The sequence below is a fragment of the Thalassotalea hakodatensis genome, from assembly GCF_030295995.1.
Classification (GTDB): Bacteria; Pseudomonadota; Gammaproteobacteria; order Enterobacterales; family Alteromonadaceae; genus Thalassotalea_C; species Thalassotalea_C hakodatensis.
Map to the genome: position 1 here is coordinate 3,438,201 of NZ_AP027365.1, position 16,195 is coordinate 3,454,395.

11 protein-coding genes are annotated in these 16,195 nt (G+C 36.8%); 3 read left to right on the forward strand and 8 right to left on the reverse strand.

Translation table 11 applies throughout. The annotated features are described in order from the left end of the window. Positions 1-6: 6 nt before the first annotated feature. From QUE72_RS15235 to QUE72_RS15245, 3 genes are all read right to left on the reverse strand, one after another. Positions 7-1,341 carry a PDZ domain-containing protein gene (locus QUE72_RS15235; protein WP_286269929.1) on the reverse strand — a complete coding sequence of 445 codons (1,335 nt, stop codon included), beginning with the start codon at positions 1,339-1,341 and terminating at the stop codon, positions 7-9. Positions 1,342-1,423: 82 nt separating this feature from the next. Beyond that, entirely contained in the window at positions 1,424-1,831 is a 408-nt protein-coding gene (locus QUE72_RS15240; RefSeq protein ID WP_286269931.1) for a LytR/AlgR family response regulator transcription factor, read from the reverse strand. A 263-nt stretch (positions 1,832-2,094) separates the two neighbouring features. Beyond that, positions 2,095-5,070 (reverse strand): TonB-dependent receptor, encoded by a 2,976-nt coding sequence (locus QUE72_RS15245; RefSeq protein WP_286269933.1) that lies wholly within the window; start codon positions 5,068-5,070, stop codon positions 2,095-2,097. A gap of 357 nt (positions 5,071-5,427) precedes the next feature. On the opposite strand from QUE72_RS15245, the gene QUE72_RS15250 reads away from it, so the two are divergent. Then, positions 5,428-6,141 (forward strand): LytR/AlgR family response regulator transcription factor, encoded by a 714-nt coding sequence (locus QUE72_RS15250; protein ID WP_286269935.1) that lies wholly within the window; start codon positions 5,428-5,430, stop codon positions 6,139-6,141. Beyond that, complete coding sequence (locus QUE72_RS15255; RefSeq protein ID WP_286269937.1) at positions 6,141-7,253, forward strand: sensor histidine kinase; 1,113 nt, start codon at positions 6,141-6,143, stop codon at positions 7,251-7,253. The genes QUE72_RS15250 and QUE72_RS15255 overlap by 1 nt, the downstream gene beginning before the upstream one ends. A 266-nt stretch (positions 7,254-7,519) precedes the next feature. Here the strand turns inward: QUE72_RS15255 and QUE72_RS15260 are convergent, their stop codons facing one another. From QUE72_RS15260 to QUE72_RS15280, 5 genes are all read right to left on the reverse strand, one after another. After that, entirely contained in the window at positions 7,520-9,343 is a 1,824-nt protein-coding gene (locus tag QUE72_RS15260) for a hypothetical protein (protein ID WP_286269938.1), read from the reverse strand. Positions 9,344-9,427: 84 nt separating this feature from the next. Then, entirely contained in the window at positions 9,428-10,480 is a 1,053-nt protein-coding gene (locus QUE72_RS15265) for a hypothetical protein (RefSeq protein ID WP_286269940.1), read from the reverse strand. A gap of 216 nt (positions 10,481-10,696) precedes the next feature. Continuing rightward, a complete protein-coding gene (locus QUE72_RS15270) occupies positions 10,697-12,034 on the reverse strand; it encodes a serine hydrolase domain-containing protein (protein WP_286269942.1) in 1,338 nt (445 codons plus the stop codon). Positions 12,035-12,205: 171 nt separating this feature from the next. Continuing rightward, on the reverse strand, positions 12,206-13,636 hold the full coding sequence (locus QUE72_RS15275) for a serine hydrolase domain-containing protein (RefSeq protein WP_286269944.1): 1,431 nt from the start codon (positions 13,634-13,636) through the stop codon (positions 12,206-12,208). An 82-nt stretch (positions 13,637-13,718) separates the two neighbouring features. Then, the gene (locus QUE72_RS15280; RefSeq protein WP_286269945.1) at positions 13,719-14,606 is read right to left on the reverse strand and encodes a winged helix-turn-helix domain-containing protein; all 888 of its coding nucleotides are present in this window, start codon (positions 14,604-14,606) and stop codon (positions 13,719-13,721) included. A 93-nt stretch (positions 14,607-14,699) separates the two neighbouring features. Here QUE72_RS15280 and QUE72_RS15285 point away from each other — a divergent pair, with 93 nt between their 5' ends. Then, on the forward strand, positions 14,700-15,947 hold the full coding sequence (locus tag QUE72_RS15285; RefSeq protein WP_074496991.1) for a hypothetical protein: 1,248 nt from the start codon (positions 14,700-14,702) through the stop codon (positions 15,945-15,947). Positions 15,948-16,195: the final 248 nt, after the last annotated feature.

Here is a 16,195-nt window from a genome sequence, read left to right on the forward strand (position 1 = left end):
AGTTAACTATAAACTAAGAATGCTTTTCATCCAGCTAATTGAAGATGAGGCAATTTTTTGATTAAACTTTCCAACATCTGTGACTTCTCTCCGAGTAAACTTCATTAAATCAGAGCTGTTAATAAACTTTAGCATGGAATGATCTGTGCGTTCAAAAGTCAGCTCTTGCCCTGTCACACCTTCATTTTGGTTGAGGAGTGAAACAATATTTTTAGCCCATTTACCATCAATCGCCTGAATATCATACATTCCGTGTAACATTAATCCATGTGATTTAGATTTTTGCCAAAGAGCAGCAAAGTTAAAGCGGTTGATACTGCGAAAAAAGTTATAATGGCGATTCATAATAAGCTCTTTGTTAATAGCAATCAATTCTGCATCTATAACTCGTTTGGCAACTTTACTCGCGATTACTTCTTGCCAAGAAAGATCTGAGTCTAGCCATTTTGTCAAAAAAGGAGACATTAGTTTAACATTTTTTTTAGCCTGCTCTTTAGTTACCCCCCAATACAAGACTGATTGCTTTTCATAAATATCATGTAAGTATTCTATCCAAGGTTTAAAGACGCCTCCATATCCAATCACTCCTTTCGCTAAACCTTGTTCTGCAATAATGGCGGAATGCAATACGCCTAACGAGTGACCAAACACAAATACATTTTTCGCGCTAACTCCATTCTTTGTCTTTAAGTGCGATAACCCTGCTAAGAAAGCTTTATTTTCAGTAACGAAGTCATATAACTGACAGTCCAGTTGGCCTTCACTATCACCTACCCCAGGTTTTTCCATTTTCATCACAGTAAACCCTGATTGGGCAAATTGACCAAGCAATTGATTTAAGCTCATATCTGGCAACATGCCATAATCAATAGAGCTACATGTATAACCTTGTATAAACAAAACTGCAGCACCATCTTGCCTTGGCTTTTCTGGTAAATATGTGATTGTACGGATAGTTTCATGTTGCCAAGAAAATTCTCCATAATTAACTTGATAGCCTTTGCCTTTCTCCTTTGGTTTTCCTTGAGCCTTTGCCTCTAGTATTAAAGAGGATGTATCACGCGAAATTGAGAGCGTTATTGTATCGCCTTCATAAATTTTCCCAAGCTCAGTAAGCAAATTTGAAAAGTCACTTATAACATTACCATTAATACTTATTAATTTATCACCCACTCTTAGTCCCAACGCATGTGCTGTTCCTTGAGGATGGAGTTGATGAACAACAACTTCTCCAGATTGTGTACTTTCAGGTACAAAGCCTAAAAAGCTTGTTCTTTTCAAGATATTTTCCGCTAGTGTAAATTGGCTAAATACAATAAAGAATAATAACCATAACTTCATATTTAAGTTCCCAATGTAAGTTAATAAGTGGCTTCCTCTTGAGCATATTTTTATTTAAAGTAATATCCGTTACGACTTACCATTACCCTAAATTAGGTTGTTCGCTTTGTGACTGGTGATATAAATTGTTCGCATAATATGACTCTAATTTAAGCAATAACTTCTCTAACCTTAAGTTATCAATCGGCTTTAATAAGTAATCCTCTACTTCCGCGTTATAGCCATCAATTGCAAACTCACTGTGAGCAGACATGATGACCCATTTACACATCACTGCATATTTTAATTCTTTGATCAGTGATATTCCGTTACCACCAATAATATTAACGTCAACAAAACAAACATTAGGTTGGCGATCTAAAAACAGTGATTTAGCGTCATCGTAAACTGCCGCTTGACCGATAACTTGCCAGCCAAACCTGTGTTCGATGACTCGGCGTATTCTCTCTCTTGCATGAGGTTCATCATCAATAATAAAACAAGTTATCATTTACCTCTCCCACTTTAGCTTAACTTATATATTGAACTTTACCTTCAATTAGTGACAATTCGCGGTTTAATGGATAAATGAATCTATATAAGGGTGGCATTTAACATTTTCGGGGATGAAACTGATTAGCGCTAATCAAAAAAAGTTCGTTGCGTATAGCAAGCACTTAAAATAAAGGTCTATGAAAAAGAAAAGGCCTGTGAATACAACACAGACCTTTTAACTCGTTCGTTTAATGTTTATTAAACAATCAATAGCTTTGCTTAAAATTCAGCATTAACGCTAAAACGCACATAGCGTGGTCTTTGGAAGTCAGTTGCTAAACCGTAAGTTGGGTTAGGTTCACCACGATAGCCACCGAATTCATAATCAGTGTAACCATAACGTTCGTTAGATTCATTTAACTGGGTTGCTTTGTCATTATTAGTGACATTAAAAATATCAGCACGGAATGTAACTTTGTTATCATCAAAATACATGTCATAACTTGCTGATAAATCTAAACTCCAGATATTAGGCGTACGACCTTGTGAACCACGAGAAACTAACTGTCCATCTTTAACGAATGACTCATCTTGATACTGTGATGCAAAAGCATCCGTTGGATGAAAGCCAAACGAATTTAATGGGCGGCCTTGAGACCAATTAAAGTTAAAACCAACGTTTAGATCTTCAATGACATTATAAGCACCGGTCATTTTAACCACATGTCGTCTATCGTTGGGTAAATTACCACTTGCACCGTCTACTAAGCCTGGTTGGTCGTAGTTAGTTGTTAAGCCAGAGTCGTCTTGGTCATTATCTGAACGAACAAAACCTTCATTATTACCCCAAGAATGAGACCACGTATAAGTAAAGCTATACATCCACTTATCGTCCCACGCTCGATTTAAAGTAAAATCAACCGCAGCATATTGGCGTTCGGCCTTCGGATAACCGAGCACATCTGAAGGAATCGTAAAAGTTTCTTCGCTATAAAAGCTACCACTGCCATCTGGATCTGTTGTAATCGTTACATCATTTCCTGGATTGGTTAATACATAATATCCAAAACCTGCACAACGAGTACAACCCGGCCCATCAGGATCTTGAGCAAGTAGAAAATCGTTAAACCCTTTATCAATGGCTATATCTTCTAGTGAACTGGCTAAATCGCGATATGTGCCTTTAATACCAAAGCTCCATGAATCGTCAATCACACGTTGATAACCCAATATAAATTCATTTTGATACATAGGATCTAAATCGGCATTGACTGTTTCCGCGGTATTCATCAAATTACCATCACTAAATGTAGTGACAGGCCCACCAGAACCTTCAACTAAGTTAGGCGTAAAGTCAGCATTAATACTTTCTACTTCAAAGTATTGTCGAACATAGAGTTCATCACCAGCTAAACGTACGTTAGTATTGGTAGCAACGGGTAAATAGTACTGTCCATAGTTTGCAAACAGTTTACTGTTGCCATCACCCTCGACATCCCAACTAATACCTACACGCGGTGCCCACTGATTAGTAACATCAACAAACTTAAGGCCTGCTTTGTTATAGTTTTCAAATGACTCATTACGCAAACCTATGGTTGCCACTAAGTCATCATTAATTTGCCACTTATCTTCGATATAAAAGGCAGCTGATTTTGTTTCAAAATCACCGACATTGACGTAAAACTCTCTTCGTACATCTGTACAGTCTAGCTGCCCTTGCGAAAGCAAATCGGTATCACAACCTTCATAACGCCAAGCTACCCCTCCCGCACGTTGAGTGTTTTCTTCAGCTTCCATATTTTCATAGTCAATACCGAAGCGCAGTGTATGATCATCATGAATATACCAATCAAAGTCTAAACGGTAAGCTGTACGTTTGTCTTTTTGTACTGAAGGATTGAATAAACCGTATGAGCCAAATTCACGACCACTATAACGTTCATAAATGGCAGGCTTATCCCCTAATGGGCTATCACCAGCATTTAAGTTTGAATAGCTTGCTTCATTGATTGAATATTGCGCAGTTACGGTAAAATCATCCGATAAAATACCGGTGTATTTTAAACCCCAGGTTTTTCCACCGCGTTCTAAAATATAATCGCCATACCATTCACCGGTAGTATCCGTATCTGGGTTATATAAATTCTTAGTACTTTCTAAGTCAGAACTATTATCCCAGCCAGTAAACTCAACAATATGGTCATCGGTGATATACCAATCTAACTTCAAGGCGTAAAGCGTGTCGTTCGCTTCGCGATCATAAATAGAACCACTAGTGGCATAATCAGAATCTCTTCTTTCTTGATTAATTAAGCCAAAGAAGAAAAGTTTATCTTTAATAATTGCACCACTCGCCCATAAATTAACGTTTGTCGAGCCAATGTTATCCTTCTTATTAACAATATAGTATTCTGAGCCAACAGCCTCAATGTCGTCGGGGTCAGTTCGAAACACGTCCGGTTGAGTTTCCCGTAAACTAGCGGGTTCATAGAAGGCACTAGCTCCAAATTTAAATTCATTGCTACCAGATTTGGTTACCGCATTTACCACACCACCAGTAGAACGGCCAAATTCGGCTGAATATCCGCCCGTTTTTACTTCAAATGATTCATACATTTCAAATGGCAGTTCAGAACCGCCTAAACCATTACGGAAGTTCGTTGTATTAATACCATTAACGTAATACACGTTTTCACCAACAGATGAACCACCAAATGATGCTAAGTTACCAAAATCATCATCACCTGAAATAGTTCCTGGTGCTAATAATGCAACAGAAGTGACATCACGCGCGACAGGCACTTTATTTAAATATTCAATATCTACTATCAGTTGAGATTCACTGGATGCCACATCAATTGCTGATACCGCAGCGCCAGATACAGTGATTTTTTCGATATCACCGCTTTCTAGCGTAAGGTTGACCGTTCTTGAGCCTGCTGCCGCAACGCGTAAATTATCTTGCTGTAACACTATAAAACCATCTTTTTTCGCTTCTAAACTATACGTTCCGGAAGGCAAAAGTGGAAAACGGTAGTTCCCCTGACTATCAGTTGTGACGGTACGTGTAAGGCCTGTTGTTAAGTTTTTAATCGTTACCGTTACGTTCGATAAAACATTACCCGCTTGGTTTAATGATGTACCCCGAATACTGCCTTCATTTGCCATTGCTGGCATTGTCACTCCAAGTGACATCGCAACAGCTAATGCTGTAATAGAGCGATTAAACGACTTTGAAATAATATATTTCATTTAGAACTCCCTTGACTGTTATTCTATTTTTATAAAAGCAGTACAAAACTGCCACACTCAAAGGTAACAACTGTGACTATCCTTAAGTGTAGAAAGGGATAAAAGCGTAAATCGGCGTGATAAAGTTTATTTATGTAACCTTAAATGGCTATCGACATTAAAAGTTCATCATTGTACTTTTTTGATTAACAATAGAAAAATAACGAGGTGTATAGCAATTCTCTATTACGAAACCTTCAATAAAAAAACACCTAACGTTGTTTTTGTCATCAATTATGTGTAATTCATACCAACAGAAGAGATATTATTTTTTTATCACATTATTATGTTAACAGATTAAGTAATTAGGTAGGCCTCATGATTAGTTGTATTGTTGTTGATGATGAAGAAATGGCGCTTGAGCGTTTAACCAGAGAGATTGAAAAACGTCCAGGTTGGCAAGTCCTTAGTCGTTGCAGCGAATATGAGGAAGCAAAACAAGCATTAATAGAGCACGAACCTGATGTTTGTTTTATGGATATCAATATCATTGCTGGTAGCGGTATGGAGCTCGCAAAAGCATTATCTAGTCTTATTGCTACCCAATGGATATTTTCAACCGCTTACTCTGAATACGCAGTGGATGCATTCGATATTAATGCCTTTGGTTACCTTCTTAAACCCTATGAAAATGACAAATTAAAGCGATTAATGCATAAGTTTGAAAATCACCTTAGTAGCGATACAAAACAAGACGTCCATTCAAGTAAATTGGCGATTAAGTCGATTGGAGAAGTAAAAATAGTCGATGTGAACGACATTATATGGATTAAAGGCGCATCTAATTACCTCGAACTCTATTTTGCCGACCGCATGCTATTGCATCGAGAAACATTAACAAGCATTGAAAAAAAGCTCTCGAAAAAAAATTTTTTCCGAGTTCATCGCTCAGCTATCGTCAATATCGATTATATAAGTAAAGTAGACAGCGAGCTTGGTCGGTATTCCAGTTTGATCATGAAGAATGGCGATGAAGTAAAAATTAGTAGTAACTTTAAACATGAATTATTTAAAGCACTAGGAATACACTAATGACTTTAAATAACGTCGAATATTTATATCGTAATTATAGTAAAACTCAGCTGTATTGGATTTTTCAAGCGTGCGGTTGGTTTGTCTATTCAACCACTTTCATTTGGGACAACGTTTTTTTTAATCATGAAGATTTTACCGCTACATTAGATACGGCAATTACTTTTACCTTGTTTGGCTTTACCGGTTTTTTACTTTCTCTGGTACTCAGAGCAATCTATCAAAAGTTAGAACAAAAAAATTTCTTTGCATTTCTAACAATCGCTTTTATTTCATGTAACGTGTTAGCATTACTTTGGACCGTTAGTAAAAAATTATATATTTGGTACTTTTTATATCCAGATGTGTACACGAAGTGGATTAATAATGACATCCCTTTTAGTGCAATTTTTCTCTATTACTCGAGCTCATTACTAGTATTCTTAGTTTGGTCTGCATTTTATAGTGGTGTCAATTTCCATATTAAATCCATTGAACAAAACAAACGGATATTGAAAATCCAAGCAGATCATGACAAAGCAAAATTAGAACTACTTAGGTATCAACTCAATCCTCATTTTTTGTTTAATTCACTTAATGCAGCTTCCAACCTTGCAATGAGAGGGGACGGTGAAAAAACTAGTGATATGTTGGCCAAACTAGCCACGTTTTTACGATTTTCTTTAGATAATTCACCAACCGATCGTGTTACTTTGCAACAAGATCTCAGTGTCATGGAAAAATACTTAGAAATTGAAAGCATAAGGTTTGGCGATCGTTTAAAAGTCGTTTGGCAGGTTGATCCAAACAGCCTGCAAACTCTAGTACCAAACTTTTTAATTCAACCGTTAATAGAAAATGTTATCAAACACGCATTAAACACCTCAAAAAGCCAATCGGTATTAACGATAACAGCACAGCTCAACAACAGTCATTTATACTTATCGGTAAGTGACAATGGCCCATTAACCTCTTTAGATGCTATACACTCTAGTAAAGGCATAGGCCTATCCAACATAAAGCAACGTCTTGAATTATTTTACTGCCATGATTATCAACTCAATATGAACATTAATGAGCCTCATGGTTTAAACGTTGAAATAGTCATCCCTACAGACATAAAAAAACCATAGAAGCTAGTTCCTAACTTCTATGGTCAAGTAATCATCTTCCAGGGAATGGATATGATTTCAGATACCATAACCTATCCTTTGTTGAACGCGTGTCTTTTGTGACGAATGTAACAATCGCTTTTGTGAACGAATCAATATGAGCGTTACCTGTTACAATAAGGTTTCATCAAAAGTTCTCACAGTAATTACTACTAAGCTAACAGCCTATCTGACAGTTACCTAATATTGTTCGAGAATCAAACAATCAAATATCAGCCCTATTAGCCTCATTCTTTCACATTTACATCGCCTATTCTGCCAGAGTTTAACCCTCTGGTTTTTAACGAAGCAACTGTACCGTCTTCATTAAATTGAAATAATATTTGCATATTAGATTGGCCGTCGTCACTTTCGATTAAGAAAAGATTGTTTTCATATGGCCACAGTTTAAGCGGCTTATCCCAATAATTTGAAAACAAAAATAAACTGCCATTTTCTCGATAGATTTTTCGAAAACGCTGTTCATCAACAATATACTTTCCAATGTATTTATCAAGTTCTTCATCCGGTATGAATCGTTGTTTATAAACCAAGTAATCAATACCCAATGCCGTTAACGCATCGATACTCGCCTGGTGAGTTGGATGGTCTTTCAATGCTGATTGATAGTGTGTTACTGCTTGTTTTTTCATACCTTTTTGTAGCATCAAGTCTGCTAACATGACGTGAGTCTGATACCAATGAGGAAAGGCTTCAAGTGATAATTCAAGTGTTGAAATCGCTTCATCAACACGCCCACGTTGTACTAACTCCCGTGCGGTAGTATTGAGATTACGCCAACTTAAACGCCCAATATAATCAGGCATATAGCTTTTGATATCCTGCAGGATAGGCCTGACATATTGGTAGCCCTTCTTTATGATCAAACCCGTAATAGATTCCGGCAACAACGGCTGCTTGTTAGCTTTTACCTGTTCAAAACTATGCTTAATAGCCTGTTGTTCATGCGCAACTACATCTCCCTTACCTAAAAGCGAAAAATCTAAAAACTCCAAGACGTAACGACTCATATCAGCGTAAAAATCAATAATCGCTTTCTTATCGTCAGCTGAGAATTGATCAAACTGCATTCTTAACAGTAGTTGCTCTGAAGAAAAGTAATAATGAGTATTATGATCATAGCGTATCAGCCACTTATCAGCGAAAATGACTTGTTGATAAAAATCGGCAGGGTTTATCGATGGTTGATGCATGTTTTTACTGATCATTAACAGTTTAGCAGTAAGCTCAGACGGCTGGTAATATGAAGTGGTTTGCACATCTTCCAACCATCCTTGAGACATTATTGAGCTATCTAAAGAGACAACCGCATCAACGTCTTTATTTTTGTTAGCAAATATGAGATTTGACAGCCCACCTAAACTATAGCCAATTACCGCGACTTTTTTATTACGCGTAAATCGTTGAGAAAACTCCCACAGATAAGCTAAATCTAACGCTTGTACTTGTGCAGCATTCACTAACTGTTGCTGTAAACGCGTGAATTCACCTTTTGCAGCAACAGAAACAACAATATAACCATGACTTGCCAAGTATTCACACAACAAAGCATTATCATGCACTGATGAATTCATTGGAGGTGCATACAACACCACAGGAAAGTTATCTCCCGCAACTTCTATATTAAAATAACTTCTAGTGAGTTGTTGCCAAAACTTGATATATCCAGCCTTTGCTCTGTCAGGTAATGAGTTCAACAGGCTATTAATGTGTTGCTCTCGTTCACCTTTAGCTTGCCTAGCAAAGTCCACTTCTGAGGAAGTAAAAGCAGTGAAGTCTCGATATTTTAGCGGCTTTTTATCAGCAATACTTTTCCCTGGATACCACATCGCCACTTGCATTGGTCGACCAATGGGAGAAAAAGTTTCTTCGCCAAAATAGTCATATTTGGGTGCAAAAGAGCGACGTTTATCATATTCATGAAACAGCTTAAACCCTACTTTATATTGACCAAGTGGCAACGCCTGGTGAAATGAGGCAATTGAAATTTGGCTATAAAACAAAGCTATTGAAACAATTATTAACGGAAGAAACTTTTTATTATTCTGCATCACGGTGTCTGTGTATTTTTGTTCTCTATGTAATAGTCGCTGCCGATTGAAATAAAGTTCACTTGCAGAGTACTTTTGGTCACTTTATTGGTTGGTCAATGGACTTCCTCTTACAATCAAACTTCGTCTATTTAACTCGGCTACATAATCTTTTGAGTTTTTATACAGCTCATCTTCTCTAACAAAGTTAATATGAGCTTTGTTTCCCCAATAGATAATAAAGTCGGCAGTGTCTTTAAGCTTAGCTTCTCTAAACCCATTAAACGAAGAACCATCTCTGTTTTTTAAAGACGAAAATTGGTTAGCGGGAAGCTGGCCTATTGGTGACGCTTGCAGATCAACTATGGCTGGAAAAGCCCTGTTTTCCGTATACTGTTTTGCAAGTTTTGTTTTAGCAATTGAGCGGATGACATAAACCGACTCTGGGTACTTTTGCATCAACCGTGATGTAACACTGAGTTCCGCAATATCAAAGCCGTACTCACTTTTACGAACAATATTTTTCTTTGTCGTATGCAGGCCACCAGCAAGAAATAACACTTTCTTTCCTTGATCATAACCATATTTTTCAATCATTTTTGCCATATGAGCGGAACGTTCGTAAAATGGTTTCAATTGATTTTTGTTTTGAATTCGGCTCCAATCAACAGGAGTATCTCCTAATACAATGCGGTATTGATGTGACTTTGACTGTTGATTAATGTCTCTGATTTTCTTAAAAAATGCCAGATAAACTGGTGATTCCCAAAGTCTATTCGGTGAGATAATTGTATTTCTCAAAGCCTCGTAAACTGGAGTTATATCATTTGACTCGCCAGATAAATAACGATCAACCTGCTTTTGATATCGTTGGTTACCAAATTCAACGACAATTACTCGTACTGAATTCATCACTATTGGAGATGCTAATGATTTTAATAGGAGCTGATGCAACTCTTGATGCCTATGATTTTCACCAATGGCTACAACCCAGTGCGATTTAAACCCTGACACAATCGACTGAGTTAAAAGCTGTGATGGTTCTTTGGCGTGGGTTCTTTGTACGTTAGAACAGATAAAGATCACACAAATCAAAACGCCTATACAATATCGATTCATATTTTTTCGCCTTGAACTAAATAGCTGTATTGAGAACATTTAAAATAGCTCCTCACGAAGAAAACGGTAGTAAGTTGATAAAGTATTCTCCATGCTAACCTATCACATTAACCGCTTCATTGTGACATGTGGTACTAACGCCTCATTTATAGGTGTGAAAGTCACATACCGCGTGACAATTTCAAGCGTAACATTTCAATGTATGATTTTATGTTTGCAAAAGCTCGTCTGTCTCTATTTATCCATTACTTCAGATTAGTGTAAATATTGCGTTCTTATTTTTTTCGCTTCTTTAGGCTTGTTATTTGCCGTTAATGCCTCAGCATAACTATCCCAACCATTTTTATAGTCAGGATAGACTTGCGTTAAAAAAGAAAACAATGCTTCGGCTTCCGCCAGCCGACCATGGGTCAGATATAAATAACCACTTTGATTCAATTGTACTGCACTTGGCAGATCCCACCGTTGAGCACTTTGTGCTGCACGAAACACTGCTAATGCATTGCTCATCTCTTTAGAGATGACTTGTTGTGTGAATTGTTTAAGTAAATTTTCATAAGGCAACGGCTCATCCATACCTAAAACTGCATTAGCAAGCTGATTATACAAAGCACTAACATAAGCGGGTTTTTCATTAGACAATATAACGACAATGAGCTCATGATTTAGATACGTCGAAACATTCGCAACAAATCCTTCATTAGAGCCACCATGGGTTATCGCTCGTCCATTAGCCCCTTTGTTACTCGGCCAGTTATATGAGTATTTAAATAAACCATGATTGTGCTCTATCATTTGCGCAAAACTTTTCTTTGACACTATTTCGCCCTTGATTAACGCTCGTTGCCACTGGTATAAATCAAAAACCGATGAATACATAGCACCATGGCCAATTGCATAGTTTTGCGGTGCAGACGGCAATATTACTAATTGGTCATTAAGCCGGTTGGTACCTTGCACTAACGACCTTAAATTTTGCCTTGAAATAACACCGGTATCAGATAAGGCTAAAGGCTTTGTAATTTTACTTTCAAGCACCTGAGCAAAGGGTTTCTGAGCCACCGCTTCAATAACAAGTGAAAGAAGTGCAAATCCAGCATTGGAATAACGTTTTGTTTTAGTTTGCGAGACAGATATATGCTTTAGTCGCTTTAACCTTTGTAAACTTGTCAAATCACGCGTTATATCTCGTTCAGCTAACGTTACAAAATCTCTTGGCAATCCACTTCTATGCTCTAGCAACTCTTGTATTGTTACGCTACCAACGGGATAATCTGAAAACTCTTTGATGTAACCACTGATCGGTTGGTTGAAATCAACAAGTCGCTTCTCTTTCAAAAGATACATTAGCGCTGTTGTAAATTGTTTTGCTATAGAGCCAATTTCAAACCTTGCCGACTGAGGTAATTTGGCGGAACTTACAAATGCAACAACTTGCTGATCAATTGCCACTAAGACATTTCCTTGAAACATGTCCTGTTCTATATAAGCATTGGTAATTTTTGTCAGTTTATCGTGCAGTTCACTAGCTTTACTGGGTGAAACACTGCCAATAAGAAACAAAAACAAAAAATAGTATTTCATTAAGCTCATTACTTTCCTTTTGTTATTTTTATATTATTTAGTAACTAAAGTTTCGTGAAAGGTTTAACGATGACTAAACTTAATGATTCATTTCGCAACAGGAATAAACCAGAACTTAGTTTAAACAAAGTTTTTTATACCTTTGAGTTGAGGCTAAATAAAGTGCGCTATATCGATATATCAGTTATTGTTACGACTCTGTAACCCAGTCAACTCAATTCTATTCTTACTACCAATGTTGCCACCCCAAGTTTGCTGCTCCTTTGAAAGAAAGACCAAGCCTATTGAAGTGACTAAAAGCATGCCATCAGGTACTCGATATACGGGCCATTTATTAGCGTTCTGAGCGCTTTTTCTACTATTAACATGGTTATATTTATTTAACCAATTTGAAAGTAACCCAGAATTATCTTCAAAAACGCACTTTGATCCTGTACAGGATATTTCGCCATTCATTTCTTTGCCATTAAACGTCCCTTTCAACTGCTGTTTTTCAAAAGGTTCAACACCTGATTTAAGGTAAGTGTTCGCACGAATAAGCTTAGCTAAAGCAAAGCCATTAGTTTCCATTTGAGAAACCCAGCTAGTGTTTGATAAAAAAGCGAGTGTTAGGTTTTGTTCGGGATATACAACTAAAAAAGAACGCGCTCCGAGTGTAACTCCTGCATGGTGATAGACTGTATGTCCATCAAAATCTTTTCCAACTCGCCATCCAAAACCGACATTATACATCTTATTTTTAGGTGAAACGTCGTGATAGTTTGGCTGAAACATAAGTGACTTTATTTCATCAGAAAAATAGTTACCATTAACAATTCTATCGGCCAACAGTGCTAAGTCTGTTGCTGTTGATGAAAGCCCTCCCCCAAGCGCAGTATACGTTTTATCATCAAAAGGTGTCGATGCAGGTTTTCCGCGTGTTAAAGTAAACAAATTTGAACGGTGCGGATCTCGTTTTGTTATATCTTCAACTATTGGTGTTACCCGACCAGACACTCGATTTATAAAGCCCTCAATACCATCAACTAAAGTAGTTCCGGTTACTTTTTCAAAAACAGCACCTAAAATTGTGTAACCAAAACTCGAATAATGGTACTGACTGCCTGGATCAAACAGCAGATCTCTATTTTTTAATACCGCTAAACTTTCAGTCGCTGAAATATAATGTGTTTCCCAACAACAAGCATCTACCGCCTGGTAATGTGGTATGCCAGAGGTGTGTCTCATCAATTGCTCAATCGTTATTTTATGATATTTTTCAGGCAATTGAGGCAAGAGTGTTTTTAATGAGTCGGATTTTTTTATTAATTGTTGTTGTATTAAATCAGCAAACAAAGACGCTGCAACTAATTTTGAAACGCTTGCCAGTCGAAATCTTGTATTTGAATTTACAGGTCGTGATAACGCCTTATCCCAATACCCCGAATTAACGGAATAAACTACTTCACTATCTTTAATTGCCGCCATAGAAAACCCAGCTACGCCAGATAATGTTCGCAATTGTTCAAGAGACAAACCAACTGTGTGCTCTATCTTGTTGACAAAGCTAAAACTGGAACAAGAAAAACATACCGAAAATACCAAGACAAAAATAACAACAAACTTACTCATATCACTCTCCTATTTTTGTTTTAACGTATGCTAAAAAGGAGAATCTAACGAGTTAATAAACGTTAACTTAGGTAAATTTTAGTTAATTATTCTTGGAAGCGATTTGAACAAGCTCCCCCCAAATGGGGTGATCTGCATTTACTAGCATATCTTTAGTCAGCACTAGCTTTCCTGAGTTAAATAAAGACAATACAGCCTCAATCAGTTGCTCTTGTCCATTGAGTTCTTGAGTAACACGATCTATTTGTATTTGATAGCTTGATAAAATAGTTGCAGTTTTAGGTTCGAGAATGCGCGCATTAACAGTAGTGTTATCTTCCAACGCTAAAAACACTAACAATCCGATCCTGTGAGTTCTTGCTTGTTGAGGGATGCTTAATGCTTGATCAAACTCACTTAATACAATCTGAATATCATATTTTTGCGACTTCACTACCCTATCAGTTAACAATCTCCTAACTTTAACTAAACTATCCTTAGTTGCTTGATTATCAGTATAAAGCCAAAGAGCTAATCGATTATTTTGGCCTGTTTGTGTTTCAAGTTTTTTCTGCCAAATAAATACGCTAATAAAAATAGCGAAACAGGTAAAAAGTAAAATCAATCGTGGTGATAAGATGTTAATACCAACTTTTGGCACATCCATTTGCTCGGTATTGGGGCGATTTTCTAAAGAATCTGGAGCGCTATAATGAGTTATCAGTTTATAACCTTCTCCTCTGATTGATTTTATTTCAAAATCGCAAATTCCCTCTGCTTGTATAACTTTGCGTAACAGAAATACCCTTTGCTTAATAGTATCCGAACTAACACTCCTTGAGCCCCATACAGCTTCAAGTATCTCGTTCACACCAACGACTTGGTTAGCATTATCCCATAGTAATCTTAGCAATTTAAAATTTAATGGCTGCAATTCAACGGAAGTATCCTCGTAATGAATACGATAGGAAACGTGATCAAAACTAACCATAACCAAGATTAACCTTTATTAACTCTAATTAACTGGCGAGTTTACCAACTTTCATTATCGTTGTAATGTTTCAATTGACCTACAGGAATTAACATGAATTTTAGAAAGTTATTAATATCGACGATGATTACATTGGCATCACTGCAATCATTTGCGAACGATTTTAAATTAAATGAGACTTATCAAAAAAGGTACAGTCAACTTCCATTTAGAGAAACACCGTTCGCAGATTTAAAGGGAATTTTTCCTATCTCTGAAAAGCTCGCTACAGGGAGAAAACATTACTTATTAACATACGATAGTTTAGATAGAGTTATTGAAGTTAAATTTTTACAACACGGTAAAACGGTTCCTTTAAACATTAACAAAAATGTTGTTACTCATGCCCCCCATATAAAAATTCAGTTTAAAGAAGGTAAAGAAATAAGAACATTTTTTGATGAACTTGGTAAACCAGCCTTGAGTAACGGCGCCTATAAAGAAGTTTTTGAGTTGAATAACAAAGGTGAACGTACCTCACTATATTTTGAAGATAAAAATGGCAATAGAACCTCAAGTAATTGGAATATTTATGAGTATCAGTGGACTATAGATGCTAAAGGAACAGTTATTGAACAACGATTCAATGAACAGGGATTACCAGCGGAGATAAGACCAGGCTTTCCATTCTATTGCCTTAAACTTCATTATGATCAGAGAGGGTATTTAGCCATGATGGAAAACTATGGCAAAGATTGTAAAACATTAACGCAAAACAACATGAATGCAGCGCAAGATAAACTTACATATAACAAATATGGCTTCATGTATTCTTGGAATGTCTATGACGCAAAAGAAAATAGAGCTAAAGGCAATGGACCGAATGTTGCCACTGGAGTGATGGAACATGACCAGTACGGCAATACAACACGAGAATACTACTTAGATGAGCTTGGCAATCAAATTCACAATGCTTACGGTTGGTTAAATAGTATTGCAACATATGATGATCATGGCAACATGACGTCTCGATTTAACCACGATCACTCAGGCTTTAAAAAAATCATCCAAAACTTAGGGTACTCAGGCTATGTACTAACATATGATGCTCATGGAAGAAACAGGACGTCATTGTCTTATTATGATGACAATAAAAAGCCAGTAAAACATAAAAGAAGAGGTTACCATTCCGTAAAACACTATTACAACGATAACAATAAAGTAATCAAAATAGAATTCCTCGATACACAAGGTAAACTCACCAATAGAGTCGACAATGGTATAGCATATATAGAGTATGATTACTCTGGCTCTTCTGTTAAACGATTAAATTACGACAAAGAGCGAGTAATAATAAAATAGAAGCTCCTGTTTAATTTTTTGAATACCCAATACGCTGACAGATCTCTGTTTTTAGTGTGATTAAAGTAGGTATTTGTCGAGGTAGTTTTTGCTGTTGTTCTACTTTTTAAATCAGAATAATACCAACTCAATTAAATATTTGGTCACTTAGCGAGAAATAAAAGGGTTAGAGGCAAGGCATTGATTGCAAAGAATGGTTATTCAGAAGAGCGTGCTCCTGCGTTCTCTAATAAGCTACATCCTTGTAG

Excerpts from the sequence above, each read along its gene's own strand:
- QUE72_RS15235 (WP_286269929.1), bottom strand. The coding sequence starts at position 1,341 with ATGAAGTTATGGTTATTATTCTTTATTGTATTTAGCCAATTTACACTA.
- QUE72_RS15240 (WP_286269931.1), bottom strand. The coding sequence starts at position 1,831 with ATGATAACTTGTTTTATTATTGATGATGAACCTCATGCAAGAGAGAGA.
- QUE72_RS15245 (WP_286269933.1), bottom strand. The coding sequence starts at position 5,070 with ATGAAATATATTATTTCAAAGTCGTTTAATCGCTCTATTACAGCATTA.
- QUE72_RS15250 (WP_286269935.1), top strand. The coding sequence starts at position 5,428 with ATGATTAGTTGTATTGTTGTTGATGATGAAGAAATGGCGCTTGAGCGT.
- QUE72_RS15255 (WP_286269937.1), top strand. The coding sequence starts at position 6,141 with ATGACTTTAAATAACGTCGAATATTTATATCGTAATTATAGTAAAACT.
- QUE72_RS15260 (WP_286269938.1), bottom strand. The coding sequence starts at position 9,343 with ATGCAGAATAATAAAAAGTTTCTTCCGTTAATAATTGTTTCAATAGCT.
- QUE72_RS15265 (WP_286269940.1), bottom strand. The coding sequence starts at position 10,480 with ATGTTCTCAATACAGCTATTTAGTTCAAGGCGAAAAAATATGAATCGA.
- QUE72_RS15270 (WP_286269942.1), bottom strand. The coding sequence starts at position 12,034 with ATGAGCTTAATGAAATACTATTTTTTGTTTTTGTTTCTTATTGGCAGT.
- QUE72_RS15275 (WP_286269944.1), bottom strand. The coding sequence starts at position 13,636 with ATGAGTAAGTTTGTTGTTATTTTTGTCTTGGTATTTTCGGTATGTTTT.
- QUE72_RS15280 (WP_286269945.1), bottom strand. The coding sequence starts at position 14,606 with ATGGTTAGTTTTGATCACGTTTCCTATCGTATTCATTACGAGGATACT.
- QUE72_RS15285 (WP_074496991.1), top strand. The coding sequence starts at position 14,700 with ATGAATTTTAGAAAGTTATTAATATCGACGATGATTACATTGGCATCA.